The following is a 25920-nucleotide window of genomic DNA, read 5'->3' as shown; positions in this document are numbered from 1 at the left end:
ATGAAACTTTTTCCCGGTATGGCCGTATATAACAATAGTTTAGCAGGAAAGAAGGGATTGTATGAGTGAAATCACACTCTCGGTAAAAGGATTAACAAAGACAATCAAATCAAAAAAGATTGTCGACGGGGTCAGTTTTGATGTCAGAAAGGGAGAGGTATTCGGGCTGCTGGGGCCAAACGGGGCCGGCAAAACAACAATCATCAGAATGATTGTCTCTTTGATCAAACGCACGTCAGGCGAAGTTTATATCAGCGGCAAGAGCGTTGATGAGGATTTCATCGGGGCCATGAACGAAATCGGCGCGATTGTGGAAAATCCGGAATTTTATACATATATGTCCGGTTATAAAAATCTGCTGCACTATAAAAGAATGTCAAGAAAAGAAATCCCGGAAAGCAGGATTGCCGAAGTCGCGAAGCTGGTCAAGCTGGAAGCTGCATTACAACAAAAAGTCAAAACCTATTCTTTGGGCATGAGACAGCGGCTTGGCGTAGCGCAGGCCATTTTGCACAGCCCGTCTTTACTGATCCTCGATGAACCGACGAACGGCCTTGATCCGCAGGGAATCAGGGAATTCAGGGATTATTTGCACGATCTCGCTAGAAGCGGTGTTTCCGTATTGGTATCTTCCCATCTTCTCTCCGAAATGGAGTTGATGTGCGACCGCTATGCCATTATTGAAAAAGGAAAGTTGATCCATATTGAAACAATGGAAGAAACAACCGCAATTCAAAAAGATCTGCAGCGGGTTGTCTACTTCACAACAAATGACAGTCAAAAAGCAAAAGAGGTAATTGAAGAATTTTCAGGGCAGCCAGTTTCAATCATTGATGCGGCCCATATATCAGTCACCACTGCCTATGAGTCTGTTGCCGGGTTCAATGAAGCGCTCGTAAAGGCAGGCTGCAAAGTATATGAAATTACCTTTGAGAAGAAAACGCTGGAGGATCGTTTTCTTGAATTGACGAACCACGAAGCGGGGGTGGAAGAATCATGATGGGGCTTATACAGAATGAATGGATGAAAATTTTCGCACGGAAAAGTTCATGGATTTATATGATTCTGATTGTTGCCTTTGTACTGATTGCGGCGATTTTTTACAATAAAATGTACGGCAAGGACGATCCAAATTGGCGGTCATCGGTGCAAAAAGAATTGGCACAGAACCAGCAGCTTTTGAAAAAAGATCCGGAAAAGAATGCAGGACTTGCGCAAAATATCCGCATGAATCAGGACTACCTGAAATACAACATTAATCCAAAAGCGCATTCCAATTGGCATTTTATGAACAGCGTCATCATTTCGCTCGGCTCATTTGTTACTTTGTTCAGTATCATTATCTGCAGCGCAAATGTATCAGCGGAGTTTGCGACGGGTACGATTAAACAATTAATGATCCGGCCGCATCAAAGATGGAAAATCCTTTTGTCCAAATATATTGCGGTTACGCTTTATTCCATTTTGCTGTTAATCGTGTTATTTATTGCCGGCTATCTGATTGGCATGATATTTCAGGGCAGCAGCGGCTTCAATACGAAATTCATAGAGCAGAATTTAACCGGCGGCAGCTATTCAATAAAAGAAATCGGGCCACAGTTTCTCAAGAAAGCTGCACTGTTTCTGCCAAGCCTTGTGATGGTGACTGCGATTGCGTTTATGCTGTCCACTTTATTTAAAAATCAGGCACTGGCGGTCGGGATCGGAATTTTTATGCTGTTTATCACCAATACCTTGGGTGGTATACTGCTGTTTCTGATCGAGAAATACGATTGGATGAAATACTTAATCTTTCCGCATATGGATTTATCCATTTATGCCTACCAGCATGAACTTACTGATGGGGTAACCCTTGGATTTTCGTTAAGCATATTGGCTGTTTACTATCTTGTCTTTATGGTACTGTCGTTCTGGTATTTCCAAAAGCGGGACATCTCTTATTAACGGCTGGGAAACATCAGGCAGCCTGTCATTTAACTAAAAAGCCGCAAGTTTTATGAAGGAGCCTGTTCATGCAGGCTCCTTATTCGGTATACAAGCCGGAGATGATTTTCAGGTATAAGCAGAAAAAGCCGCCATTTTGGGACGTATAATTCCAGAAAAAGCCGAATAAATATTAATGAAAAATATTGCCTGCAAAACGTTTTGGAGGGCTCCATGAAAAAATCCGCATCTTTTCGTATAATCATAAAAGCGGCTGCATGGCTGCTTTTTATTGTCTATCTTCTTTATATGGCCGAGCTGTTGTTTTTTGTTTCCTTCCGCCACGCCGCCAGGATGGCGGACCATAATTTTATCCCGTTCAGAACAATCCGCATGTATATTGTGTATTACCGTTATTTTCAATTCGATATATGGTTTTCAAATCTTTTTGGGAATGTTTTATTCTTCATGCCGCTTGGCTTCTTTTTGCCCTGCCTTTTTGCGAAACTTAGAAGGGGATGGCTCGTTATCCTGATTTCTTTATGTGCATCAGGAGGAGCAGAAATATTGCAATGGAATTTCCAGGTCGGCGGTTTTGATGTCGACGATATATTGCTTAATACGCTCGGGGGAATATGCGGCTATTGGCTGTTTGCCCGGGTACGGAAAACCTGGTCAAAAATTAAAATTGAAATCTGGCGGTAATATGAATAGAAAATGGATGGGGCACAAATCCTAAGGGACAGCTGCAGGAAGTCCTTTAATTCCTCAGGATAAGTAATCAAAAAGATGGCGGAAGGATGTTGAACATTGTCAGATGAAAGACTGGTTGCGTTTTTAAACCGGGAACTGTCAAATTTTACGGTTATGTATATCAAACTTCACCGGTTCCACTGGTACATTCAGGGGCAGCGTTTTTTTACACTGCATCAATTTTTTGAAGATCTCTATGCTGAATTTTCGGCGCATATCGATGTGATTGCGGAAAGAATTTTGGCAATCGGGGGCAGGCCGCTTGCAACGATGTCAAAATTTCTTGATGTTCAAACATTGGCAGAAGCCACTGCTGACAATGAAGAGCGGGAGATCCTCAAAACTTTGGTTGCCGACTTCACGCAAATGTCAGAGGAAATCCGCAAAATCGGAATTCCGCTTGCAGAAGAGGGGCAGGATGCAGCCACTGCCGACTATTTGACGGGCTGTTTGAAGCGGTTTGATAAACATAAATGGATGCTTGAAGCATTGCTCGATCAGCGCTGAAAAGGGGATTTTGCACTTTTCGGCGCTGTTTTAATATGAAAAGGTGCTTGACTGATGTTTTTTGGCGAGCGCTCATGTTAAGCTTACAGTAGAATCTTTTTGGATGAGGGTGTAATAATCATGGGCTATATTGAAGAAATCAGGAAATTAACAGGTAAGCGCCCGCTGATATTGCCTGGCAGTGTCGTACTCGTACTGAATAAAGAAGAAAAGTTGCTTCTGCAGCAAAGAATCGAACCACGCGGTGTCTGGGGGCTTCCCGGAGGATTAATGGAACTGGGTGAATCTGCTGAAGAAACGGCGAGGCGTGAGGTGTATGAAGAAACAGGTTTGCAGCTAAAAGACTTGGAGCTTTTAAATTTATATTCCGGAAAAAATTATTTTGTCCGTCTGCAAAACGGCGACGAATTTTATTCGGTGACTGCTGCTTATGTGTGCCGTTCTTTTTTTGGGGAAGCACGTGTGAACTTAGATGAAGGGTTGAATATCGCTTTCTTTCCTTTGGATAAATTGCCTGAACAGCTTGTCGGCAGCCACCGGAGAATGATAGAAGAATACCGCATCAGGGAGCAGCGTACGCAAAACGAAAATGTCCAGCGCTGAAATGAAACCCCCTAAGCTGGTGATGGAGCCCAACTTAGGGGGTTTCAAATAAACTTTTCTATGCCAAATATACGAAATAGGCGACAAAAGCAACAAATAATACGTACATCAAAGGATGAACCTGTTTCGCTTTTCCGAGTACAAGCATAGCAATCGGATATAAAATAAATCCAAGTGCTATCCCGGTTGCCACGCTGTAAGTCAGCGGCATCATAATGATCGTTATGAAGGCGGGAATGGCGATCTCCAGCCGGCTCCAGTTAATTACCCTTATCTGCATGGCCATTAAAGCCCCAACGATGATCAGTGCAGGGGATGTAACTTCGGTGGAAATCACGGACAATAACGGCGAGAAGAACAAGGCAATGGCAAAACCGCCGGAAATAACAATTGAAGTAAAACCGGTGCGCCCCCCGGCAGCAATTCCGGAACTTGATTCAACCATTGTCGCCGGCGTCGAGGTACCTAAAATGCTGCCAAATACCCCGGCGAGCGAATCGGCCAGAAGTGCGCGCCCGGCATTCGGGATTTCGTTATGTTTCATTAAGCCTGCCTGCCCCGCTACAGCAATTAGTGTGCCGGCTGTGTCAAAGAAAGCCACGAATAGAAACGTAAAAATAACGGCAATCATATCGGGGTTCCATAAATCATCCAGGTGGAAAAAGACTTTTCCGAAAGTAGGCGTCAAACTTGGAATCGAACCGACAATCGTGTGCGGCACAGGAACGAGCCCGGTCAGCATCCCGGCAATTGTGGCGATGACAATGCCGAAAAAAATGCCTGCCTGTACGCCGCGTACGAGCAGTAACAGCATGACAATAAAACTAAAAATCGCAAGCATTACACCGGGCGATGTCATATCGCCGAGCGAAACGATAGTATCCGGGTTTGCAACAACGATACCCGTATTTTTTAACCCGATAAAAGCGATAAAAAACCCGATCCCGGCCACGATCGCGTGCTTTAAATCTTCCGGTATCATATTGATGATTTTTTCACGGATCTTAAGCAGGCTCAGGATGACGAATAAAATCCCCGAAACAAATACGCCCGCTAAAGCTGTCGGCCAGGGCACATGCATCCCGAGGCAGACGGAAAAGGTAAAAAAAGCGTTCAGCCCCATGCTGGGAGCGATACCAATCGGATAATTGGCCAGTAAGCCGATCAGCAATGTCCCGATCATGGATGCCAGGGCTGTCGCCGTAAAGACGGCGCCTTTATCCATACCCGATTGGCTTAACACAACCGGGTTAACGATTAAAATATAGGCCATTGATAAAAAAGTGGTAACGCCAGCAATCGACTCCTGCCGATAGGATGTCCCGCGCGTTTGAAATTGAAAAAAATGCTGCATGAGATTTTCCCTCACTATTCTGTTGATAAATAAAGCATGCCCAATTAAGCACCGCTCTGTTTCCAAAATCGTGATAAAAGACAGCTTCTATAAGTTTTTCCTAAACACGCCTTGTTACACATAAAAAGCCGGACATGCCGCATGGATGTATAGATGCCCGAATGAACGAAAAAGGTCGGGAATATACGTGCTGCAGCAATCTTCCGGCTTTAGGTACTAACAAAGATGACGGTTTGCTAAACATGTTTTCACCATTGTAGTCAAGCTTTTTACGGCAGCTTGGTAGAGACGTTTAGGCCTTTTTTCTAAACTTATACAAGGTACACAATTAAAACGAATGGTTAAAATTATACAAGATTCATATAAAAATAGCAAGGAACACGATAACACCAAAAAATCAGAAACGATGGGGTCAAAATAAAAAACGGGCCGTACGGTAAATCACGCTGCAACTATACAATACGAACGAAGCACGGCCATTCCATGATTAGCCTGGTAAATGCGCTAACCATAAATGGCAATTGAACCGGTAATATAGTCAAATCTATTATTTTTTCATGAGCGGGGATTTGTCCCTTTCCATTATTTCTGTTTTTTCATATTTTAAAGTACCAGTTAGCGGGGAGGTGAAGACATGTCTGAACAAGGATATAACTGGTTCCCACTGATCGTTGTTCTGTTTATTTTATTGATTATCGTGGGTACTTCCTATGGTTACGGAGGCGGATATTAATCCGTAAACCGCAAAAAAGAAGCGCTGAAACAGGCGCTTCTTTTTTGTTAGTGTTTTTCGGGCAAGCAAGAAGACATGGCGGCCGTTATTGCTTTTACAGGCTTACGATATAAAAAGCACGGCAGGCCGGGCAGGTCTATTCTTGCAGCAGCCGGGATTGCTGTATTTTTACATGAGGGTTTGGAAAAGCAAAAACACGTTCAAACAAATGACCAGGCCGGCTACAATCCAGGCAATGAAGCTGGTCACTTTATGGTTGACCAAACTGCCCATTATTTTTTTATTGCTTGTAAACATGATTAGCGGGACCAATGCGAAAATAATGCCAAAAGACAGGATGACCTGGCTGATTACAAGCGCGCTGGTCGGATTAATGCCGGACATAATAATCAATAGCGGCGGGACCGTGGTAATCGCTCTGCGCAAATAAAGGTTGATCCGCTTGTTGATAAAGCCCTGCATCACGACATCGCCTGATAAAGTTCCGACAGAAGAACTCGATAATCCCGCGATTAAAAGGCCAAGGCCAAAGGAGATTGCCGCGGCCGGACCGATGTATGTCTCGAATTGGCTGAAGGCCACACTTAAATCATCCACGACAATATGATGTTTAAAAAATACCGCGGACGCAATCACCAGCATGGAAATATTAATGGCCCCTGCAATCAGCATCGCAATACAAATATCAACAAACTCAAATTGAAAGATCTTTCTTTTTTCACGCTCATTGCGGCCGACGATCCGGCTCTGCGTTAAGGATGAGTGCAAGTAAATGGCATGAGGCATCACTGTGGCGCCGAGAATACCGGCTGCCAGTAGGATACTGCCGGTACCTTCGAATTTAGGCGTGACCAGTCCGCCAAATACCGCGCTCAATTCAGGTTTTGCAAGAAAGGTTTGGAAGGCAAAAGCCAAAACCACAATCATGACCATTGCCGCAATCGCAGCTTCAAGCGAACGGTAGCCGCGGCGCTGAAGCTCTAATATCGCAAATGACCCGGCTGCCGTGATAAGGGCTGCCGGCAGCATCGGAATCCCAAAGATCAGATAAAGCCCTAAAGCCGCTCCGATAAATTCAGCTAAATCCGTTGCAATGATCACCAGCTCGCTTTGGATCCACAGGAAATACGAAACGCCTTTAGGGAAGCGGTCATGGGCCACTTCCGGCAGGTTTCTGCCCGTTGCAATCCCCAATTTTGCGGATAAAGACTGGATCAGCACGGCCATTAGATTTGAGAACAAAATGACCCATAGCAAGGTATAACCGTATTTTGAACCCGCTGTAATATTCGTCGCGAAGTTGCCGGGATCAATATAAGCAACACCGGCAATAAAAGCAGGACCCAGAAATGGCAGGATTCGTTTGAACCCTTTGACATCGCCTCTTAATACGGCTTGTGCACTTAAGCTGTTGTGGTCAACACGCGTCAACACTTTTTGGTTGATGGTTTTGTCACTCATTTATTTGTTTCCCCCTACTCGAAATTTAAACCTCGTTCAAAAAAGTTTCCCGAGGGAAAATTCTATCCGATACTATTGTATTCAATAACCATAAAAATGTAAACCCATTTACCTGCATTTTTCCCTATGTATTTTGTGGAAAACGTATGGTTTATTATACAAATCATTTTTTTCGCCCCGCTGCAAATGGAAAACAGGTTTAGAAAGAAGCAATCCGCTATCATGATTACAAATCAATAAAATTGCGTGAATGCTTCTCTTTATTCTTGCGGGGTTTGTGGTATATATAAATTAAGCAAAACAAATCCGGGTGTAAGCGGGAGGATTTTGTTTGGCGGCGATTTTGCCGGCCGCGGATAAGAAGGGAGACAGAAATATTGAATCAGGAAGAGATCGTGAATTTATTTCAATCCAGGCAGCCTTCGATTCAGGGGCTGGAAGGATTACAAAAGTTTGCGGTGCTGTTGCCGCTTGTCCGTGTAAATGGGGAACTTGAGGTATTATTTGAAGTAAGGTCCGAGCATTTGCGGAAGCAGCCGGGGGAGATTTGTTTTCCGGGCGGGAAAATTGAACGAACAGATGAAACACCGGGTGCGGCTGCCATCCGCGAAACGGCAGAAGAACTGCAAATTGATCAGAAAGCTGTCACCCGGCTGCTGCCGCTTGACTATGTTGTATCTTCTTTCGGCAACCGTGTCGTTTATCCCTATTTCGGTTTTTTGGAACATAGTGAATTCCATCCTAATCCGGATGAAGTGGAGGAAATTTTTACAATTCCGCTAGCTTATCTGATGAAAATAGAGCCGGAGTGCTACCGGTTGCAATTTCACGTCGAACCGGAGCAGGCTTTTCCATTCCATTTAATCAGGGGCGGAAAGGCATATAAGTGGAATACGCAGCAAATGACCGAGTACTTTTACTATTATGGGGATTACGTGATATGGGGTCTAACTGCAGGGATTTTAAAGAACTTTATCGACATTTTGAAAACCGGTCTGTAGTGGCCGGTTTCCCGTTACGCTCAAGTGGATTTTTAAATGTAAAAAATTGAAAAACATTATTAATATTGCACATTGTGCTAACAACACATAAAATAAATAAAATAACCGTTGTTACAATCAAATATGCCTGTTCAATTTCTTCTTTTTATTATAGAATGAATTTTATAGTTGGCCTTAAAGTAAGTTTCCATCTTAAGCTTTAAGGTGAATTTTCATCGGGAGATAATGAGAGGAATTGAGGGGCAAATGGTGCAGAACAGTTTGGTAAGGGATGCAACGATTCAAGATTTGGACGCGATCCTGAACATTTATAATGCTTATATAGGAAACGGGATAATTACAGCTGATACAGACCTGGTGACAACAGCAGAAAGGATACCTTGGTTTAAGCAGCACCGCCCGGAATCGCGCCCGTTATGGGTGCTCGAATCCGGGGGGGAGATTGCAGCCTGGATCAGCCTGAGTAATTTTTACGGCCGGCCTGCTTACCAATCAACAGCGGAAGTGAGCATATATATTCATGAGAAACACACAGGAAAAGGACTCGGCAAATATCTGCTGCAGAAAATGATTGATGCCTGCCCGTCTCTGCATGTTGAAACGCTTTTGGGATTTATTTTTAGCGAAAACCTGGCAAGTATCAGGCTGTTTTCCCATTTTGGCTTTGACCAGTGGGGACTTCTGCCGCAAGTAGCCGAATTGGCCGGTTCGAAACATGATTTGGTCATTCTCGGAAAGAAGCTGTCACAATAAAACTTTAAGCGTGGAAAACAGAAGAAAATTCAAGGGAGTTAGTATGTGATGAAAATTGAAATATGGTCAGATTTTTCCTGCTCTGATTGCTATCTCGGTGAACGCCGGCTCAGACAGGCAATTAAACAATTTGGTCATGATGATAATATTCAAATTGAGTACCGGAGTTATGAAATAGAACCGGATACAGCGGTGAAAACCGGAAGTGATGCCGGCGCAGTACAGGCAAAGCGGCCCGGCCTTGCAGGGAAGGAAGCGGAAATGTTAAATAAAAGCGCGGCGAAACAAGTGATATCCGCAGGCAAGGGTTACCTTCCGGATAAAACAGTCCCGGCAAATACATTTGACGCCCACCGGTTAATGCATTTTTCCAAGCAGTTCGGGAAACAAAAGGAAATTGTACATGGCTTGTTTCATGCTTACTTGATCGGAGGGAAGCACCTCGCAAACGAAGAAGTGCTTTTGGATATTGCAACCGGGGCAGGCCTGGACAGGGAAAGGGTTAAACAGATGCTTAAAAGCAAGACACACGAAGCAGACGTGAAAAAGGATGAAGCGGAAGCAGAGAAACTGGGGGCAGCCGGTATGCCGCTTGTTGTCATCAACCGCAAATATGCTGTTTCAGGCGCCCGCCCTGTTGAAATATTTCTCCAGTCCTTGCATCAGGCATGGCGTGAAGAAAATTTCCGGCCGGCGATGGAAAAACAGGCATAAATATACGCAGGATGGCGTTGTGCCATCCTGCGTAAAAAATGAAAAAAGCGCCAAATCCGTGGCGCTTTTTTCGGGTTTTTTATTAATTGCGGCGGCTAAAGACTGCACTCCACATTGTGCATGCATAACGCGTGTCTGCCGGCTTACGCAATTCAGCTCATCGCTGTTTAAATATAACACAAATGAACCAGAAAGGCAAACAGATATTTGCCAAAAACAGAAGCCGGAGCATTTTATGTGCCCGGCTTCTATTTTGTATCCTACCAGCGATGTGCCTTTGCATTGCTCCTGAGAATGATTGTATTTTGTGTGACTTCCGTCTGGCCATTCACCTGCGACTTCGAATGTTTACGCCGTGTCCAATTATGGTGAAACAGTTCTGAGTGCGGATCAAGCTGTTCCTTGTAACTCATTCAATCACCTCATGGAAGGATATGGATACTTTTTCGATATTCAGCTGCGAATATCTTTTATAGAATGCCCAAAAAGAAAAAAATCATTACACATTGTGCTAACAACCAATTATATATCAGCTCGACCAGCATAAAAACGCGGAAATTATCAAGCAGCAACAATATGCGGGCCCAACAATAGACTGATTTTTCCAATAGCAAGGGATCAGCTCATAAATTATCATGATACACATTGTGCTAAAAACACATAAAAAAATAGTTAAGACAAAAATTACGGCAAACCCTCCAAAAAATACAAAAATACAATTTTTTTAATCGCAAAAATGGGCATTCAAATAATCATATCCAGGTATCGAACATAATATATAAGAAAAATAGCTTGTGAAAAAAGGGGTGGTGCCGCGTTTGCTTCAATTCAGTTCTTCTGCCTATTCTACAGTGTTTCCATGACAGTGTTTTCCTTCATACGAAATCGGGCCTAAACAAATTCTCCAGCAAACAGAAAAACTTTTTTCGTTGCCGCAGGTGGTCCCCTGTGTTTCTTACTCCACTATTTTGAAAGCGCTTTAAAGCCAAGGCAATGTTTGAATAAATCATTAGATGGTTTTAAATGGTAACCTTTTTGTTGACACTAATGGTATGGATCAAAACATGGAGGTGACAAACTTTGAATATTGAGAAAGCCGTTGAAGTCATTGAACGTATGCGTTTGCCGAATGGTGCTTATACAGCCAGCCTCTCCCAGGATTACCATTATGTTTGGATTAGAGATGTCGTTTATACCGTTCTGCCGTTTTTATCAACACCTTCGCCCTATTATGAAAAGGCTTATCATGCTTTGCTCGACTTATTCTTACGTTACGAATGGAAAATCAATATCCATACGAAAAAAAGGCCGAAATATTTGTACGAATATATTCACGCCAGGTATTCAACTGACCTGGAAGAAATCCCCCAGGAGTGGGGCCATGCCCAAAATGATGCGATTGGCGCCTTTTTATGGGGGGTTGGTGAAGGCATCCACCATGGACAAAAAATTATCCGCAACGAAAAAGACCTGGATCTCATCCAGAAACTTGTTGACTATTTAGAATGCCTGCAGTACTGGCAGGCTGAAGACAATGGCATGTGGGAAGAGAATATGGAAATCCATGCCTCCAGTGTTGGCGCTTGTGTTGCTGGTTTAAAAGCTGTCAAAATGCTTGTCCATGTCAAAGATGAACTAATTGAAAAAGGGGAAGAAACGCTCGAAAACCTTTTACCAAGAGAAAGTGTCAGCAAACCGACTGATCTTGCCCTCTTGTCATTAATCTACCCTTACAGGCTGGTAGACCGCGAGATGGCCCTTCGGATTATCCATGATATTACTTCCACGCTTGAAAGAAAATACGGCTGTATTCGCTATGTTAACGACCTGTATTACAACGAAGGCAGCGAAGCCGAATGGTGTTTCGGTTTTCCATGGTTAGGTTTATGCTATTACGAACTGGGTATGTATGATAAGGCAAATGAATATGTCGGCAAAACGAAAAGCGTGATTTCGGAAAACTGGGAAGTGCCTGAGCTGTATATTGGCGGAAGGTATGAACCGAATGCCAACAATCCGCTTGCCTGGTCGGTTTCTTTGGCTTATCAGTTTTTAAAAACAATGAATGTCCAGTAAAACAGATAAATAAGCTTCAGGGTTAGGGAATATGAATTGCCCAAAAACCGTACAAAGGCTGTTTGATAAATACCGCTGCATATTCATTGCAAAGGATAAGCCATCCTTATCAGGAATATGTCGGACGGCATTTATTAAAACAGCTTATTTTTTTGATTGAAAACGGTTGCTATTATTTATAGATGTTTGCTAACTGTTTGATATGGGAACGGATACAATGAGAAGTTTTTGTGAAAACAAGGATTCGACAAAACTAGACCGGATTTTTTGCAGGATTCACAAATATATTAACGAATATGTAAATTAAGATTCAGGTGATGGAGGTGTGACATTGGAAAAATTGGAAAAAACGGTACAAAATCATCAACAAATTTCTCCTACAGAATTCGATACTTATCTGTTTCATGAAGGGACGCTCTATGAAAGCTATAAAACACTGGGTGCACATGCTGTTGAAATAGATGGGCAAAAGGGCGTTAAATTTGCGGTATGGGCTCCACATGCAAAAAGTGTTTCTGTTGTTGGAAGCTTTAATGATTGGGAAGGGAGCAGCCACCCGATGCTGCAAACGGCAGATTCAGGCATTTGGGTACTGTTTGTGCCCGGGCTCAAATCAGGAGAACTTTACAAGTATGAGATCGAAACACCAGATGGCCAAAAAGTTTTAAAAGCCGACCCTTACGCTTTTTATTCTGAACTTCGCCCGAAAACAGCGTCCATTGTTTACGAACTTGACAATTACACCTGGCATGACCACAGATGGATGAAGCATAAACCCAAGTATGATCCGTACCATAAACCAATGTTGATTTACGAAATGCATTTTGGCTCATGGAAAAAGAAACCAAACGGTGATTTTTTCACTTACCGGGAAATGGCTGATGAATGTATCAGCTATCTCACAGAACACGGCTATACACATATTGAACTGATGCCGATGATGGAACATCCTTTTGACCGCTCATGGGGCTATCAGATCACAGGTTTCTATTCCATTACAAGCCGCTACGGAAAACCTGAAGACTTCATGTATTTTGTCGATCAATGCCATCAAAACGGGATCGGCATTATATTGGATTGGGTACCGGTCCATTTTTGCAAGGATGCACATGGTTTAGGCAGGTTTGACGGCACGCCACTGTATGAACCGGTTGATCCGGATCAGGCGGAAAGGCCGATTTGGGGTACATATAATTTTGATTTTAAAAAGCCGGAGATTTTCAGTTTCTTAATTTCAAATGCCATCTTTTGGATGGATGTTTACCATATCGACGGTTTTCGGGTGGATGCGGTGTCATCACTCATTTATTTGAATCATGACCGCGGTGATGGAAAAAAAATCACCAATCAATATGGCGGTGATGAAAATCCGGAAGCAGTCGATTTTATTAAGAAACTGAACGAAGCCGTCTTCCGTAAATTTCCGAACGCGCTCATGATTGCGGAAGAAGCAACAGCCTGGCCGCTCGTCACAGCCCCAACTTATGACCGCGGACTCGGATTTAATTTTAAATGGAATATGGGCTGGGTACATGACGTGCTCCGTTATATGCAGACGGATGAGGACAAAAGGCCTGAAGTGCATAACTTGCTGACATTTTCCTTCCATTACGCTTTTTCTGAAAATTACGTGCTGCCTTTTTCACATGATGAAGTGGTGTACGGCAAAAGGTCGTTGTTGAATAAAATGCCGGGGGATTTTCCACAAAAATTTGCAAATTTAAGGCTGCTATACGCTTACTTTATTACACATCCAGGTAAAAAACTAATATTCATGGGAAGTGAATTTGGACAATTTGATGAGTGGAAAGATTTGACGGAACTGGATTGGAACCTTTTCGAATTTGACACGCACCGGAAATTTTTCCAATACACAAAAGCTTTGAATGCGTTTTACAATGAAACGAGAAGTTTGTGGCGGCTTGACCACGAACAGGAAGGCTTTGAATGGATTGACGCGAATAATCGCCGGCAAAGTATCATAATTTTTATTAGAAAAGGGAAACGGCGGGGAGATTATTGTATTGTTCTTTGCAATTTTTCAAAGAAAAAGTATGAAAATTTCAGAATTGGCGTTCCTTCCTTCGGGAAATATATAGAAATTTTCAACAGTGACGATGAAAAATTCGGCGGCAGCGGGCAATTAAATAAAAATGCAATCCAAGTGGACAAAGAACCTTTTCACAACCAGCCATACAGTATGGCAATCAACATTCCCCCATTAAGTGCACTGATTTTCGAAAAACAAACAACAAAACGGCGAAGGGGTGGCAGAAAATAATGGAAGGAAAAAAATGGATGGCAATGTTACTGGCAGGAGGGCAGGGAACGAGGCTGGGCGATTTAACAACGCAATTGGCAAAACCTGCAGTCCCTTTCGGAGGAAAGTATAGAATAATAGATTTCTCACTGAGCAACTGCATGCATTCGGGCATAGATACGGTCGGCGTGCTCACGCAGTATGAACCGCTTGTATTAAATTCTTATGTCGGCAATGGCAGGGCCTGGGATTTGGACAGGAATTTCGGCGGCACAACCGTTCTTCCCCCTTATGTAGGAAAGGACGGCGGCAAATGGTATAAAGGGACGGCAAACGCAGTCTATCAGAATATCAATTATATAGATTATTATAATCCGGAATATGTTGTGATCCTTTCGGGAGACCATATTTATAAAATGGATTATAAAAAATTATTAAAATACCATATTGAAAAAGGGGCACAGGCGAGTATCGCTGTCATTGAAGTGCCATGGCAGGAAGCAAGCCGCTTCGGCATCATGGTGACCAACTCAGAAGGGAAAATCGTCGAGTTTGAAGAAAAACCGCAGTTTCCAAAGAGCAATCTGGCTTCCATGGGTGTCTATCTATTTAATTGGAAGCTGTTGAGGCAGTATTTAATCCAGGATGAGAAAAACGCTTCTTCTTCCAATGATTTCGGCAAGGATATTATTCCGAAAATGCTGAAAGATAAAAATAAAATGTACGCTTACGAATTTCAGGGGTATTGGAAAGATGTCGGGACAGTTCAAAGTTTTTGGGAAGCCCATATGGACCTGTTAAAAGACGAACCGGCCTTTGAATTGGATGATCCCAATTGGAAGATTTTTACTGGAAATGCGAACCATCCGCCCCAATATATTGCACCGGAAGCAAATGTAAAAAATTCACTGGTCAATGAAGGCAGCTGGATCTACGGAAATGTTAGCCAATCTGTCATATCTTATAACGTCTATGTCGGCAAGAACAGCTATATAAAGGATTCGGTGATTATGCCAAACGTGACCATTGGCAATAATGTCACAATAGAGCGGGCCATTATTGCCAGCAATACGGTGATTGAAAACGGCGAGAAAATCGGCCCTGCGGTTAAATCAAACGACATCCAGCTATACAGCTGCCACCAGCCAATTTTAACCGATATCAAAGAAGTCTTATAAAGGAGGGGGCGTTGAATATGACGAATGTACTAGGGGTCATTAACTTAATTAATGAAAAACCAATTTTAAAAGAATTGACGCAGCATCGCTGTCTGGCTTCTGTTCCATTTGCAGGGCGGTACCGTCTGATTGATTTTGCATTTTCTAATTTCATTCATGCAGAAATTAACCAAGTTGCAGTATTTACAAAAGACAATGGCAGGTCGGTCATGGATCATATCGGTTCCGGGAAAGAATGGGATTTGGACCGCTACAACGGCGGCCTGTTTATTCTGCCGCCTGTCTGGGATGATAAACAACTGAGAGGGGATCTGGAGGGCTTTTATAACCATATAGAGTTTTTTGAGCGTGCGTCTTGCGATCTTGTCATGATTTCTCCGGGCCATCAAGTCAGCAAATTGGATATTTCCAAACTGATTGATTTTCACGAACGGTCACAGGCAGACATTACAGTGGTTTACAAAGAATACGATGGCGAACAAATTCAAAAACCGAATTACCACCAATGTGTTGTAGACAGGAACGATAATGTTATTGACCTCGAGATGTACACCGCGCCGAAAAAGGGTGACCGTGTTTGCCTCGAAACTTATGTCCTTCCCAAATCTTTGCTAATGGATCTTATTAAAACCTGCCATGAAAATGATGAAGTGGATTTTTTAAAAGACGCCATTAAAGCAAATATCCATAAATTTAATGTAAAAGGCTTTCACCATCAAGGCAATATGATTTTTATCCATTCCATGGACAGTTTTCACAGCGCTAACATGGCGCTTTTGGAACCGAATCATATCCGTGCATTTTTTTATGATGACTGGGAAATTTTTACGAAAATTAAACATGAACCGCCAACAAAATACGGACAAGCCTCCAATGTCACCAATTCTTTTATTGCAAATGGCTGTGACATTGAAGGAACGGTGGAAAACAGTGTGATTTTCCGTGGTGTAAAAATTAAAAAAGGGGCAATTGTCAAAAACAGTATCCTGATGCAGAAAACGGAAGTGGATGAGGATGCGGTGCTGGAAAATGTCATTGCCGATAAACAAGCGACCGTATCCCAGCATAAAGTAGTTGTTGGCACACAGGCGCACCCTAAAATTTTATGCAAAAAAGAAACGATATAACAACGGAGGAACCAACATGAACGTATTATTTGCAGCATCAGAATGCGCACCATTCATTAAAACGGGGGGACTGGGCGATGTGATTCATGCATTGCCCAGGGCTTTGGAAAAACAGAAGGTTAATACTGCTGTCATCCTCCCCAAATATGAGGACTTAAAACCGGAAGTGACGGAGCGGCTTACGTTTGTAACCAGTTTTCAAGTCCCGGTCGGATGGCGAAACCAATATTGCGGGATTGAGACCTTGGAAGAAGATGGCATCCGCTACTATTTTTTGGATAATGAATATTATTTTAAACGGCATGGCAGCTACGGGTATTTTGATGATGGCGAACGGTTTGCGTTTTTTTCAAGGGCGGTCCTTGAAGCGCTGCCGTACTTAGAAGCAAAACCTGATATTATCCATTGCCATGACTGGCAGACAGGGCCTGTACCAGTGCTTCTGAAAGCACATTATGGCAGCCATCCGTTCTATAAAGACATGAAAACTTTATTTACGATCCATAATCTGCGTTATCAGGGCGTATTTCCAAAAAGCGTACTTTCCGACCTGCTTGATTTGAGCGAGTTGTATTTTCATACCGACGGACTCGAGTTTTATGGAAATGTCAGCTACTTAAAAGCCGGGCTTGCCTATGCCGACTATATTACGACAGTCAGCCCGAGCTACGCAGCTGAAATTCAAATGCCGTATTATGGTGAACAATTGGACGGATTTTTGCGGATGAAAAGCGGGCAATTAAAAGGCATCGTCAACGGGATTGATACAGAACTTTACAATCCTGAAACAGATCAAGCGCTGTTTGCACCCTATAAAGACTATGAAGGAAAATTGGCAAATAAACGGGCGCTGCAGGAAGCCCTGCACCTGCCGGCAGATGAAAAAATTCCAGTTGCCGCAATGGTGACAAGGCTGGTTGAACAAAAAGGAATCGATCTAGTGCTGCGGGTGATGCAGGAAATGTTAAGCTTAAATATCCAGTTTGTGCTGCTTGGAACAGGGGAGAGGCAATACGAAGAAGCATTCCGCAATCTTGCGGCCCAACATCCGGATAAAGTCTCAGCACATCTGTATTTTGATGAATCTTTTTCCCGTAAGATTTACGCAGGCAGCGATTTGTTTCTGATGCCGTCCCAGTTTGAACCATGCGGTATCGGCCAATTGCTTGCCTTACGATACGGCACACTGCCGCTTGTCCGCGAAACCGGCGGATTGAAAGATACGATCCGGCCGTATAACGAATTTACTGATGAAGGTTACGGCTTTTCTTTTACCAATTACAATGCGCATGATATGCTTTTTACCATTGAACGTGCCGTTTGGTTTTACCGTTACCAGCCAAATACATGGAAAAAGCTTACAGAGCGTGCCATGAGCCTCGACTTCAGCTGGGCGTCTTCAGCCCATACATACATGGATCTGTACCGCGAAATTCTCGCAAAATAAAACGAAGGAAAAGACGCCTTGCATTGCAAGGCGTCTTTTAATGGGCCATAATTTTTCTTTTCCTGCTGATCGCTTTTAAAATAAAAATTTTGTCCTGAAAAGTTAACATATTCCAACTTCCGACTTTTATTTTCATGTGATCCCTCCTTTAATAATAGGATTCGACACTGTCATTTTTCCTTCAGAGGTGATTGTACCTTTATCATACCGCTTTTTTTAAGATGAAAAACCCTAAAAATTTCAACAAACTTTGCTATTTTCTTGCCCGTTTCTACCACAAATATTAGAATAAGAAAAGAAAAGAAGTCGAACCATGCAGCTTCGTTGTAAAAAGTGTATAGATTTGGAGGTTTTTTTTGATGAAAATTGGATGGATCGGGCTTGGCCATATGGGAAATCCGATGGCCCGTAATTTATTGGATGCGAACTTTGACGTTTATGTATATAACCGCACAATCTCAAAGACAAAAGAAGTTGCCGAAGCCGGCGCCACGGTTTGCGCTTCTCCCAGGGAAGTCACAGAGCAGGCGGATGTGGTGATTACGATGCTGTCCAATGCTGCCGCTGTGGAAGCAGTGCTGCAGGCGAATCATGGCATTTTGGCGGGTTTATCAGAGGGGAAAATCGTGATCGATATGAGCACGGTCAGCCCGGATGACTCCGCCCGGTTTGCACAATGGGTGGAAAACCGTGGCGGGCACTTTATTGACGCGCCTGTTTCCGGTTCTGTTGCGCCTGCTAAAGAAGGGAACCTTGTCGTATTGCTTGGGGGCAAACAGACGGATGTCGATTACTGCCGGCCGATTTTTGATGTACTTGGAAAAACAGCCATCCATTTTGGTGAAAACGGCAAAGGAAGCGCGGCAAAATTATCCATCAATTTATTGCTCGGGTTAACGATCCAAGGCGCTTCGGAATCATTGATATTAGCTGAGAAACTGGGGCTGAAAAAAGAAAATGTAATTGAAATGATTTCAGCGTCAGCATGCAATACGCCAATTTTCCAAATGAAGAAAAATTCTTTCCAAAAAGAAACTTTCTCTGCAGCATTTATGCTGGAGTTAATGTCTAAAGATTTGGGCCTTGTCCGTTCGGAAATTGAAAAGGCTGGTATGAAGCTGCCGCTTGCTGAAGCTGCGGAGGAAACATACAGACAAGCGAAAGCGGATGGCATCGGGCAGGAAGACGTTGCGGCTGTATACGCGGAATTAAAGCAAAGGAATTTTTAATTGGAAAAAGAGGCTGATAGATTTGAATGCTGTTCCTGATCATATTGCCAAGCAGTTGGATATTCTTTTTGTCGGATTTAATCCGAGTTTGAAGTCTGCCGAAACCGGCCACCATTATGCCAATCCGAATAACCGCTTTTGGAAAATCCTTTTTCTTTCGGGTTTGACGCCCCGGATATATCAGCCGGAAGAAGATGCGGAACTGCTTCATTTAGGGTACGGGCTGACCAATATTGTCTCACGCCCAACAAAAGCTGCAGACGAAATCACCAAACAGGAATATAAGGAAGGGCGGCTGCTTTTAAAAAAGAAAATCAGTGTTTATCAGCCAAAAATAGTCTGTTATGTTGGTAAAGGCGTCTACCAGCAATTCAGCCAAAACCGGCAGGCGGGCTGGGGGATTCAAACCTCGCCCGTTGTGCCCGGGACGGTTGATTATGTGGCACCGTCTTCAAGCGGGCTTGTCAGAATGAAAATGCATGAGGTTGTAAAAATTTATCAGCCGCTTGCCTTATTAAAAAGAAATAGGTTGAAGGAGCAGTAATCAATATGAAATTTGTCTCTTGGAATGTAAACGGCTTGCGGGCCTGCGTCAAAAAAGGATTCCTTGACTTTTTTGACCAGGTTGATGCGGATATTTTCTGTGTGCAGGAAACAAAGCTTCAGGACGGCCAAATTCATTTGGATTTGCCGGGATACCATCAATATTGGAACTATGCCGTAAAAAAGGGGTATTCCGGCACGGCCGTTTTTACAAAAGCAGAACCGCTGGCTGTGAAATACGGCGTGGGCAGTCAGGAAACTGAAGCAGAGGGCCGTATTTTGACGCTTGAATATGATTCTTTTTATCTCGTAAACGTATATACCCCAAACTCGCAGCGAAATTTGGCGCGTTTGGATTTCAGGGTCGCCTGGGAAGATGAAATCCGCAGCTATCTGGCCGAACTTGATAGCCGGAAGCCGGTCATCATGTGCGGCGATTTAAATGTCGCCCATCAGGACATTGATTTGCGCAATTCAAAGTCAAATGCCGGAAACTCAGGTTTTACACAGGAAGAACGGGGGAAAATGACAGATCTGCTGGGCAGCGGCTTCATCGATACATTTCGTTATTTCTATCCTGACTTGGAAGGGGCCTATACCTGGTGGTCCTACATGAACAAAGTAAGGGAAAGGAATATCGGATGGCGGATTGATTATTTTCTTGCCTCTGAAAGATTGCGGGACACCCTGCAAGGAGCGGGTATCTACTCGGAAGTGATGGGGAGCGATCACTGCCCGATTTTTTTGGAAACAACATTTTAAAAATGGTTTGCCCGGCATTGTACAGCAGTTTTTTTTCTGCTAGTCTTTTAGGCCGGGCATTTTCTTTTAATTTCCAAATACGACCGGAATATGGCTGAAGCTTGCGGCATCGAATAAACCTGAATCAGTAAGCTTCAGTTCCGGAATAACCGGCAGACTAAGAAAAGATAAGGTTAAAAACAAATTAAAATCTTGGTGAACACTGATTTTCTGCAGGGCATCGTAAATCTTCGAAAGATCTTCTGCGACAGCAAAACCTGATTTCCCGGTCATTAATCCTGCGATCGGAAGCGGCAAAGCAGCGAGCAATTTGCCTTCATGCGTAACGGCCAGGCCGCCGCCGATTGTTTTTAATGTTTCAATCGCAGCAAGCATATCTTCGTCATGATCTCCTGCAACAATTAAATTATGGGAATCATGGGCAATGGTTGCAGCAAGCGCACCATTTTTCAGGCCAAGCCCTTTCACAATGGCCAGGCCGATGTTGCCCGTGCCGTGATGCCTTTCAATGACTGCCATTTTTGCAAGGTCATGTGCCGAAGAAGGCATAAATTGCCCGCCGGCTGTCGGTACTTCCATCACTTTTTTGCGCGTTTCGATCTGATTCGGGATAATTTCAATGACACAGGCTTTTTGACCATCAAAAACCGGGATGGATAAATCGGCGGCCGACATTGCCGGAATGTTTACAGTTGAGGAGAAAGCCTGCTGACGGCCGCGTGCCTTCTGATTTTCCAATCCTGCAGGCGAGCCATTTTTTCCGATCCGTTTTCCGGCTTTAAATACATCTTTAATGGTAAATTGCTGCAGATCCTCAACCAATATAAAATCTGCATCATAGCCGGGTGCGAGTGCCCCTTTATGTACCAGCCCGAAGCATTGTGCTGCGTTCAAAGTTGCCATCTGCACAGCTGTCAAAGGATTTAAGCCTTCCAGTATCGCCAAACGGATATTATGGTCGATGCTGCCTTCAGCGATAAGGTCATTAATATGTTTATCATCTGTGCAAAATAAACAACGGTGGCTGTTTTTTTCATGGACGGCGGGAATGAGCGCTTTTAAATTTTTTGCAGCCGAGCCTTCCCGGATCATTACATACATTCCGCGGGCAAGCCGTTCTTTTGCCTGTTCCTGTGTAATACACTCATGATCGGTTTGAATTCCCGCTGCTGCAAAAACATTTACTCCGGTTTGATCCAGGCCTGCACCGTGCCCGTCAATTTTAAACGGTGCCGCCGACGCAAGTTTATCCATCATTTGGCTGTCAGTGTTTTTCACGCCGGGGTAATCCATGATTTCTGCCAGGCCAAGCACTCTGGGATGGCGGTAGAAGGGAAGCAGCTGCTCATTCAAAAGCACAGCACCTGCATGTTCAAAAGGTGCAGCAGGGACGCATGATGGCAGCATCAAATATACATCAAGATCCAATCCTTCAGAGTCATCCAACATAAATGCGATGCCTTCTTCTCCCAATACATTTGCAATTTCATGGGGATCAGCAATGACGGTTGTGACACCATGAGGCAGCACAATTTTTGCAAATTCTGACGGGGCTACCATAGACGATTCAATATGGACATGGGCATCAATCAGGCCGGGTGAGATAAAGCAGGATTCTGCATCGATCACCTCATTTCCTTCATATTCTCCGATTCCGGCAATAACACCATCTGCAATCGCCAGATCCGCTGTCATGATTTCTTGATTAAACACATCGATGATTTTACCGTTTTTTATGACGAGATCTGCAGGTACTGCTCCACTTGCAACTTGTATTCTCTTTTTCAGTGTACTGATTTCCATTGTTATCCCCCTTGAATGTGAAAAACTGAAACCCGGGCCGGATTTTCATGCTTTTGCATGGATAAACGCCTTATCTCATAAAATTTGCGCCGGTCCGGCCAGGTATTTAATTTTTTATTATAGTAATCTGATTGCATATATTCAATGAGTTTGTCAGAAAAGCAGCTATATTTTTTTAAAATGGGTGATACATGCTTTTTTTCACGTTTAGATTCATATTTTATGATCCGGGGGCATAAGATAGAAATGGAATCGCCGGGGTTTACAGGCAAAACCGGCTTCGTTCATATTTCTGAAAAAGATTTAAAATGAAGACAGTTGGGGAGGAAAAGGATGGCAGTTGTAAAAGCAACAAGTTCAGACATCGATTTACTGGCCAGGCTGCTTCGCGCAGAAGGGGAGGGTGAGGGCCAAATGGGCATGCTGCTGGTAGGAAATGTCGGGATTAACCGGTTAAGGGCAAACTGTTCGGATTTTGTCGGGCTCCGCACCATCCCGCAGATGATCTACCAGCCGCATGCATTCGAAGCGGTGATTCACGGATACTTTTACCAAAGGGCAAGGGAAAGCGAACGGCGGCTCGCCAGGCGGGTAATCAATGGGGAAAGGTACTGGCCCGCCAAATACAGCTTATGGTATTTCCGGCCGGTGGGGGATTGCCCGCCCACTTGGTATAACCAGCCGTTCGTTTCCCGCTATAAACTGCATTGTTTTTATGAGCCAACTGCTGAAACGTGTCAAAATGTTTATACGACATTTTAGGAAAGATGAAATTAAAAATAATTCGCCCTCCGGAAAGACAGCACTTTCCGGAGGGCAGATTTGACAAAGCATTTTATTTGAAAGAAGCGTATCCATCGTCGAGCATTACAATACTGCCGTTAATGACATCTGCTTCTTTAAGGGAAAGCAAATAAACAGCATCGGCAATTTTTTCAGGACGGATCAGTTCTTTTCTCATTTGCTGCTCCGTTAATTTTTGCGTCATTCCGGCATCTTTATAGCCCTGGATAATTGGCGTATCAACACCGCCCGGGGCAATGCCAACCACGCGGATCCCGTTTTGCGCCAGTTCCAAAGCGGCAGTTTGCGTCATCATACGAACAGCGCCTTTCGATGCCAGGTAAGGAAAGGTGCCAAAATTTGCCAAGTAAGCAAAAACGGAGGAAGTATTGATAATGACGCCTTCCACATTAAGATCGCGCATCTTCCTGCCAGCTGCGATAATGCCATAAGCAACGCCATGCTGGTTTACACCGATGACCCGCAAATAATCTTCTATATTTAAACTTAACACATGGCCAAGTGTGCCAATGGCGGCATTATTAAACATCACATCAATGGATCCATAAATATCGACCGTTTGATTAACAAGTGCATCTATTTCTTCAAATTTTGAGACATCTGTTTTGACAAATGCCGCATCTCCGCCTTCAGATTTAATCAAATCAATCGTTTCCAGGCCTTTTGCTTCATTTATATCAGCTACAACCACCTGATCGCCTTCACGTGCGAATTTCAAACAAGTTTCCCGGCCAATCCCGCTTGCACCACCAGTAATCACTGCAACTCTGGCTGACATGTTCAATTCCTCCTCGCTCATTTTCATATGATTCAATCTATTTTCCTCATTGCAAAAGAGTGGTAAGCGCTTACTTAACTTCTACTTATTAGTTTAGCACTGAAGGAAAGGGGCTACAATGGAATGGAAAATGATTCAAAAAATTGCCTTAGCTCAATTTACACGGTATAAAACATCTGCAGCGTGACAAATGGGATACAAGCATCGCTAAGAAAGAATTACACATAAGATGTGCCATTAGAAGCAACAAAACACGCTAAAAGAATGTTATCCAGACAGCCCAAGCATAAAATTATGCGAGAGTTAAACTGTATTGGAAAAATCCCAGGCAAATGAAAAAAGACACCGGCAGCTGAATTTGAAATTACGGAAGTGACAGTACAAATGCCAAATTGCCAGCAGAGAGATAAATTTTCATTTTATCTCACTGTTAGAAGTATTCTTTTAATATGAGACAATATTTCAATTTTGTCCTCAACTTCCTATAATTTATATTATGTAAACTAGAATGAAATTTTATGGCCAGGAAGATTTTTGCCTCCCCTTCCCTGATTTTTTAACAATTTAGACCAGGAATTGTCGAAAACTTGAGTTCATTTTATATGGCTTAATAAGATCGTACCAATTTCTTTCCAATTTTCAACTCTTGTAATACGCTCATGAAAGCAATTACGATTATAAGGTTTATCAAGTAATAAAACATCAATTCCATTATTCGCAATGGCTAAAGCATGAGAAGGATTATCTTCAATAAATAAAGAGATATTATGCTTTAAGGCACATTCTAATTTCCCATTTGGATGTTGTGAAGCACAAACTATATTTTCTATTGGCAGTTTGTTTGCCAAAGCCCAGTTTTCTGCCGATTCCATCCATGCTTTTGGTCTTCCCGTAATAATCGTTAATTTCGCTTTTTTACTTAATTCACGAAGAACCGTCAATAAAAACGGGTAAGGTTTTTCTTGATGTAACTCTGTTTGATTCCGGGTAAAGAAATCAACATATTCTTCAAATGAATAACCATATAAATTCGAAACCGCATATTCCTCAATGTCCTCATAAACAAGGTTTCGTTTATGTTTTCTATTTAGAATTTTCACAATCGATTGTCTCATATCAACTAGCGTATCGTCAAAATCTAATCCAATATGTATCAATTTTTAAGCCTTCTTTTATCTTTTTATATTTTCTAAATATAACTGAATCTCCTGCTTATTCTTTAAATTAATTATTTCTATGTTGGAATCTGTCGCTCGAAAAGCCTGGAACCGTTCATGCATTTTTCTTTTTCGTGAATAGTAAGTCGTACAGATAAATTTAATGAAATCCCAATCCAATTTTTCTTTGCATCCTTCCCCCAAATCGGGTCGCGTTTTTCCGATGTTCATGAGCCATCTTTTGACAACACGATACAAACAAACACGAAGCGGCAGTTCTAAATAAATGATTGTATCGGCATGTTCGGTACGAATATCGAAAGTTTTGCTGTAGTTGCCTTCCATAATCCATTGCCGCCGGTTGAAAATTTCCTGCTGTGCTTTCGAAAATTCCTCAATTGAAGCTTCTTTCCAACCTGGTTTCCAATATAGCGCATCTAAATGGTATACAGGTATACTTAAAGTTTTCCCCAGCTCTCGTGCAAATGTTGACTTGCCGACACCTGCTGAAACGCCGACAACCATAATTCTGTTCATCCCGCCCCCACCTTTATCACGCCCTAATCAATTGGCTATTTTAAAATTCTAACAAATGGGGCGGTATTTAACAATATGAATGTACTATTCCATTTTAAAAAACCTGGTCTAGAAATAAAGAATTGAAATATTTATAAAGAAAAAACGTTTTTGCTGCTTGTATATCTCTACCGATAAGGAGTGATGAAGAATGCTTACTGTGAGGTTTTTTGAAAATAATCTGCTCGTGCTGAGCCAGTTAGTTGATCAACTCCCTGCTGTGGACAACGACATTAAAATTAAGGGCCGGAAAGGAAAAATTGTCAATGTGAAGAAGCTGGATCAAAACCTTTTTCATGTAGATATCAAATTCGAAACTGTTTTGAAGAAAAAAGCTCTGGTACCGGATAACAAAAAGAAACGGCGGTAATCTATGGC

At 42.9% G+C, this 25920-nt stretch carries 26 protein-coding genes and 1 riboswitch; of the genes, 19 read left to right on the top strand and 7 right to left on the bottom strand.

Features of this window, described 5'->3' with window-relative positions:
- The first annotated feature begins 61 nt into the window (after positions 1-61).
- The 5 genes from C232_RS0108310 (at position 62) to C232_RS0108290 (ending at position 3786) form a co-directional block, all read left to right on the top strand.
- A complete protein-coding gene (locus C232_RS0108310; protein ID WP_018663244.1) occupies positions 62-1000 on the top strand; it encodes an ABC transporter ATP-binding protein in 939 nt (312 codons plus the stop codon).
- The gene (locus C232_RS0108305) at positions 997-1944 is read left to right on the top strand and encodes an ABC transporter permease (protein WP_018663242.1); all 948 of its coding nucleotides are present in this window, start codon (positions 997-999) and stop codon (positions 1942-1944) included. Before C232_RS0108310 ends, C232_RS0108305 begins: the two co-directional genes overlap by 4 nt.
- A gap of 213 nt (positions 1945-2157) precedes the next feature.
- Positions 2158-2628: a VanZ family protein gene (locus C232_RS0108300; RefSeq protein ID WP_018663240.1), complete on the top strand. Its 471-nt coding sequence runs from the start codon at positions 2158-2160 to the stop codon at positions 2626-2628.
- Positions 2629-2733: 105 nt separating this feature from the next.
- Positions 2734-3183, top strand: coding sequence for a Dps family protein (locus tag C232_RS0108295; protein ID WP_018663237.1), 450 nt, complete (start codon positions 2734-2736; stop codon positions 3181-3183).
- Positions 3184-3303: 120 nt separating this feature from the next.
- A complete protein-coding gene (locus C232_RS0108290) occupies positions 3304-3786 on the top strand; it encodes an NUDIX hydrolase (RefSeq protein WP_018663235.1) in 483 nt (160 codons plus the stop codon).
- Between the two features lie 58 nt (positions 3787-3844).
- Here the strand turns inward: C232_RS0108290 and C232_RS0108285 are convergent, their stop codons facing one another.
- On the bottom strand, positions 3845-5140 hold the full coding sequence (locus C232_RS0108285) for an NCS2 family permease (protein WP_018663233.1): 1296 nt from the start codon (positions 5138-5140) through the stop codon (positions 3845-3847).
- Between the two features lie 237 nt (positions 5141-5377).
- Positions 5378-5479: riboswitch (purine riboswitch) on the bottom strand.
- 295 nt (positions 5480-5774) lie between these two features.
- Between C232_RS0108285 and C232_RS19365 the strand changes: the two genes are divergently transcribed.
- Positions 5775-5873 carry a YjcZ family sporulation protein gene (locus tag C232_RS19365; protein WP_018663231.1) on the top strand — a complete coding sequence of 33 codons (99 nt, stop codon included), beginning with the start codon at positions 5775-5777 and terminating at the stop codon, positions 5871-5873.
- A gap of 168 nt (positions 5874-6041) precedes the next feature.
- Here the strand turns inward: C232_RS19365 and C232_RS0108275 are convergent, their stop codons facing one another.
- Entirely contained in the window at positions 6042-7334 is a 1293-nt protein-coding gene (locus C232_RS0108275) for an Nramp family divalent metal transporter (protein WP_018663229.1), read from the bottom strand.
- A 377-nt stretch (positions 7335-7711) separates the two neighbouring features.
- On the opposite strand from C232_RS0108275, the gene C232_RS0108270 reads away from it, so the two are divergent.
- From C232_RS0108270 to C232_RS0108260, 3 genes are all read left to right on the top strand, one after another.
- Complete coding sequence (locus C232_RS0108270) at positions 7712-8335, top strand: NUDIX hydrolase (RefSeq protein WP_018663226.1); 624 nt, start codon at positions 7712-7714, stop codon at positions 8333-8335.
- Positions 8336-8581: 246 nt separating this feature from the next.
- On the top strand, positions 8582-9088 hold the full coding sequence (locus C232_RS0108265; RefSeq protein WP_018663224.1) for a GNAT family N-acetyltransferase: 507 nt from the start codon (positions 8582-8584) through the stop codon (positions 9086-9088).
- Positions 9089-9136: 48 nt separating this feature from the next.
- The gene (locus tag C232_RS0108260; protein ID WP_018663222.1) at positions 9137-9802 is read left to right on the top strand and encodes a DsbA family oxidoreductase; all 666 of its coding nucleotides are present in this window, start codon (positions 9137-9139) and stop codon (positions 9800-9802) included.
- A 260-nt stretch (positions 9803-10062) separates the two neighbouring features.
- On the opposite strand, the gene C232_RS19360 is transcribed toward C232_RS0108260, so the two are convergent.
- Complete coding sequence (locus C232_RS19360; RefSeq protein WP_081622742.1) at positions 10063-10215, bottom strand: YpzG family protein; 153 nt, start codon at positions 10213-10215, stop codon at positions 10063-10065.
- A gap of 667 nt (positions 10216-10882) precedes the next feature.
- On the opposite strand from C232_RS19360, the gene C232_RS0108250 reads away from it, so the two are divergent.
- The 8 genes from C232_RS0108250 to C232_RS0108210 all read left to right on the top strand — a co-directional run bounded on the left by C232_RS0108250 (position 10883) and on the right by C232_RS0108210 (position 20424).
- The gene (locus C232_RS0108250) at positions 10883-11878 is read left to right on the top strand and encodes a glycoside hydrolase family 15 protein (protein WP_018663219.1); all 996 of its coding nucleotides are present in this window, start codon (positions 10883-10885) and stop codon (positions 11876-11878) included.
- A gap of 340 nt (positions 11879-12218) precedes the next feature.
- Positions 12219-14159 carry a 1,4-alpha-glucan branching protein GlgB gene (gene glgB, locus C232_RS0108245; RefSeq protein WP_026314532.1) on the top strand — a complete coding sequence of 647 codons (1941 nt, stop codon included), beginning with the start codon at positions 12219-12221 and terminating at the stop codon, positions 14157-14159.
- The gene (locus tag C232_RS0108240) at positions 14159-15316 is read left to right on the top strand and encodes a glucose-1-phosphate adenylyltransferase (protein WP_018663215.1); all 1158 of its coding nucleotides are present in this window, start codon (positions 14159-14161) and stop codon (positions 15314-15316) included. The genes glgB and C232_RS0108240 overlap by 1 nt, the downstream gene beginning before the upstream one ends.
- Positions 15317-15333: 17 nt before the next feature.
- Complete coding sequence (gene glgD / locus C232_RS0108235) at positions 15334-16443, top strand: glucose-1-phosphate adenylyltransferase subunit GlgD (RefSeq protein WP_018663213.1); 1110 nt, start codon at positions 15334-15336, stop codon at positions 16441-16443.
- 16 nt (positions 16444-16459) lie between these two features.
- A complete protein-coding gene (gene glgA, locus C232_RS0108230; protein ID WP_018663211.1) occupies positions 16460-17890 on the top strand; it encodes a glycogen synthase GlgA in 1431 nt (476 codons plus the stop codon).
- A gap of 359 nt (positions 17891-18249) precedes the next feature.
- Entirely contained in the window at positions 18250-19119 is an 870-nt protein-coding gene (locus C232_RS0108220; protein WP_018663208.1) for an NAD(P)-dependent oxidoreductase, read from the top strand.
- Positions 19120-19141: 22 nt separating this feature from the next.
- The gene (locus C232_RS0108215; RefSeq protein WP_018663206.1) at positions 19142-19663 is read left to right on the top strand and encodes a mismatch-specific DNA-glycosylase; all 522 of its coding nucleotides are present in this window, start codon (positions 19142-19144) and stop codon (positions 19661-19663) included.
- A 5-nt stretch (positions 19664-19668) separates the two neighbouring features.
- Positions 19669-20424: an exodeoxyribonuclease III gene (locus C232_RS0108210; RefSeq protein ID WP_018663203.1), complete on the top strand. Its 756-nt coding sequence runs from the start codon at positions 19669-19671 to the stop codon at positions 20422-20424.
- Positions 20425-20490: 66 nt separating this feature from the next.
- Here C232_RS0108210 and ade read toward each other — a convergent pair whose 3' ends face one another.
- The gene (gene ade / locus C232_RS0108205; RefSeq protein WP_018663201.1) at positions 20491-22227 is read right to left on the bottom strand and encodes an adenine deaminase; all 1737 of its coding nucleotides are present in this window, start codon (positions 22225-22227) and stop codon (positions 20491-20493) included.
- 333 nt (positions 22228-22560) lie between these two features.
- Between ade and C232_RS0108195 the strand changes: the two genes are divergently transcribed.
- Positions 22561-22989 (top strand): cell wall hydrolase, encoded by a 429-nt coding sequence (locus C232_RS0108195; protein ID WP_018663197.1) that lies wholly within the window; start codon positions 22561-22563, stop codon positions 22987-22989.
- A gap of 73 nt (positions 22990-23062) precedes the next feature.
- On the opposite strand, the gene C232_RS0108190 is transcribed toward C232_RS0108195, so the two are convergent.
- The 3 genes from C232_RS0108190 to C232_RS0108180 form a co-directional block, all read right to left on the bottom strand.
- Complete coding sequence (locus C232_RS0108190; protein WP_018663195.1) at positions 23063-23809, bottom strand: SDR family NAD(P)-dependent oxidoreductase; 747 nt, start codon at positions 23807-23809, stop codon at positions 23063-23065.
- Positions 23810-24402: 593 nt separating this feature from the next.
- The gene (locus tag C232_RS0108185) at positions 24403-24966 is read right to left on the bottom strand and encodes a 5' nucleotidase, NT5C type (RefSeq protein ID WP_018663193.1); all 564 of its coding nucleotides are present in this window, start codon (positions 24964-24966) and stop codon (positions 24403-24405) included.
- 15 nt (positions 24967-24981) lie between these two features.
- Complete coding sequence (locus C232_RS0108180; RefSeq protein ID WP_018663191.1) at positions 24982-25503, bottom strand: P-loop NTPase family protein; 522 nt, start codon at positions 25501-25503, stop codon at positions 24982-24984.
- A 190-nt stretch (positions 25504-25693) separates the two neighbouring features.
- On the opposite strand from C232_RS0108180, the gene C232_RS0108175 reads away from it, so the two are divergent.
- Positions 25694-25912, top strand: coding sequence for a hypothetical protein (locus C232_RS0108175; RefSeq protein ID WP_018663189.1), 219 nt, complete (start codon positions 25694-25696; stop codon positions 25910-25912).
- The last annotated feature ends 8 nt before the right edge of the window (positions 25913-25920 follow it).

It is taken from the genome of Heyndrickxia acidiproducens DSM 23148 (assembly GCF_000374345.1).
Classification (GTDB): domain Bacteria; phylum Bacillota; class Bacilli; order Bacillales; family Bacillaceae_C; genus Weizmannia; species Weizmannia acidiproducens.
Note: the sequence above shows the minus strand (reverse complement) of the source record. Positions and strands in the feature narration are given on the sequence as shown.

Bases quoted from the DNA above. Each gene is read 5' to 3' on its own strand.
- C232_RS0108290 (WP_018663235.1), top strand. From the start codon at position 3,304: ATGGGCTATATTGAAGAAATCAGGAAATTAACAGGTAAGCGCCCGCTG.
- C232_RS0108305 (WP_018663242.1), top strand. From the start codon at position 997: ATGATGGGGCTTATACAGAATGAATGGATGAAAATTTTCGCACGGAAA.
- C232_RS19360 (WP_081622742.1), bottom strand. From the start codon at position 10,215: ATGAGTTACAAGGAACAGCTTGATCCGCACTCAGAACTGTTTCACCAT.
- C232_RS19365 (WP_018663231.1), top strand. From the start codon at position 5,775: ATGTCTGAACAAGGATATAACTGGTTCCCACTGATCGTTGTTCTGTTT.
- glgD (WP_018663213.1), top strand. From the start codon at position 15,334: ATGACGAATGTACTAGGGGTCATTAACTTAATTAATGAAAAACCAATT.
- C232_RS0108265 (WP_018663224.1), top strand. From the start codon at position 8,582: ATGGTGCAGAACAGTTTGGTAAGGGATGCAACGATTCAAGATTTGGAC.
- C232_RS0108175 (WP_018663189.1), top strand. From the start codon at position 25,694: ATGCTTACTGTGAGGTTTTTTGAAAATAATCTGCTCGTGCTGAGCCAG.
- C232_RS0108285 (WP_018663233.1), bottom strand. From the start codon at position 5,140: ATGCAGCATTTTTTTCAATTTCAAACGCGCGGGACATCCTATCGGCAG.
- C232_RS0108190 (WP_018663195.1), bottom strand. From the start codon at position 23,809: ATGTCAGCCAGAGTTGCAGTGATTACTGGTGGTGCAAGCGGGATTGGC.
- C232_RS0108260 (WP_018663222.1), top strand. From the start codon at position 9,137: ATGAAAATTGAAATATGGTCAGATTTTTCCTGCTCTGATTGCTATCTC.
- C232_RS0108240 (WP_018663215.1), top strand. From the start codon at position 14,159: ATGGAAGGAAAAAAATGGATGGCAATGTTACTGGCAGGAGGGCAGGGA.
- C232_RS0108195 (WP_018663197.1), top strand. From the start codon at position 22,561: ATGGCAGTTGTAAAAGCAACAAGTTCAGACATCGATTTACTGGCCAGG.
- ade (WP_018663201.1), bottom strand. From the start codon at position 22,227: ATGGAAATCAGTACACTGAAAAAGAGAATACAAGTTGCAAGTGGAGCA.
- C232_RS0108220 (WP_018663208.1), top strand. From the start codon at position 18,250: ATGAAAATTGGATGGATCGGGCTTGGCCATATGGGAAATCCGATGGCC.
- C232_RS0108310 (WP_018663244.1), top strand. From the start codon at position 62: ATGAGTGAAATCACACTCTCGGTAAAAGGATTAACAAAGACAATCAAA.
- C232_RS0108180 (WP_018663191.1), bottom strand. From the start codon at position 25,503: ATGAACAGAATTATGGTTGTCGGCGTTTCAGCAGGTGTCGGCAAGTCA.
- glgA (WP_018663211.1), top strand. From the start codon at position 16,460: ATGAACGTATTATTTGCAGCATCAGAATGCGCACCATTCATTAAAACG.
- C232_RS0108300 (WP_018663240.1), top strand. From the start codon at position 2,158: ATGAAAAAATCCGCATCTTTTCGTATAATCATAAAAGCGGCTGCATGG.
- C232_RS0108210 (WP_018663203.1), top strand. From the start codon at position 19,669: ATGAAATTTGTCTCTTGGAATGTAAACGGCTTGCGGGCCTGCGTCAAA.
- C232_RS0108275 (WP_018663229.1), bottom strand. From the start codon at position 7,334: ATGAGTGACAAAACCATCAACCAAAAAGTGTTGACGCGTGTTGACCAC.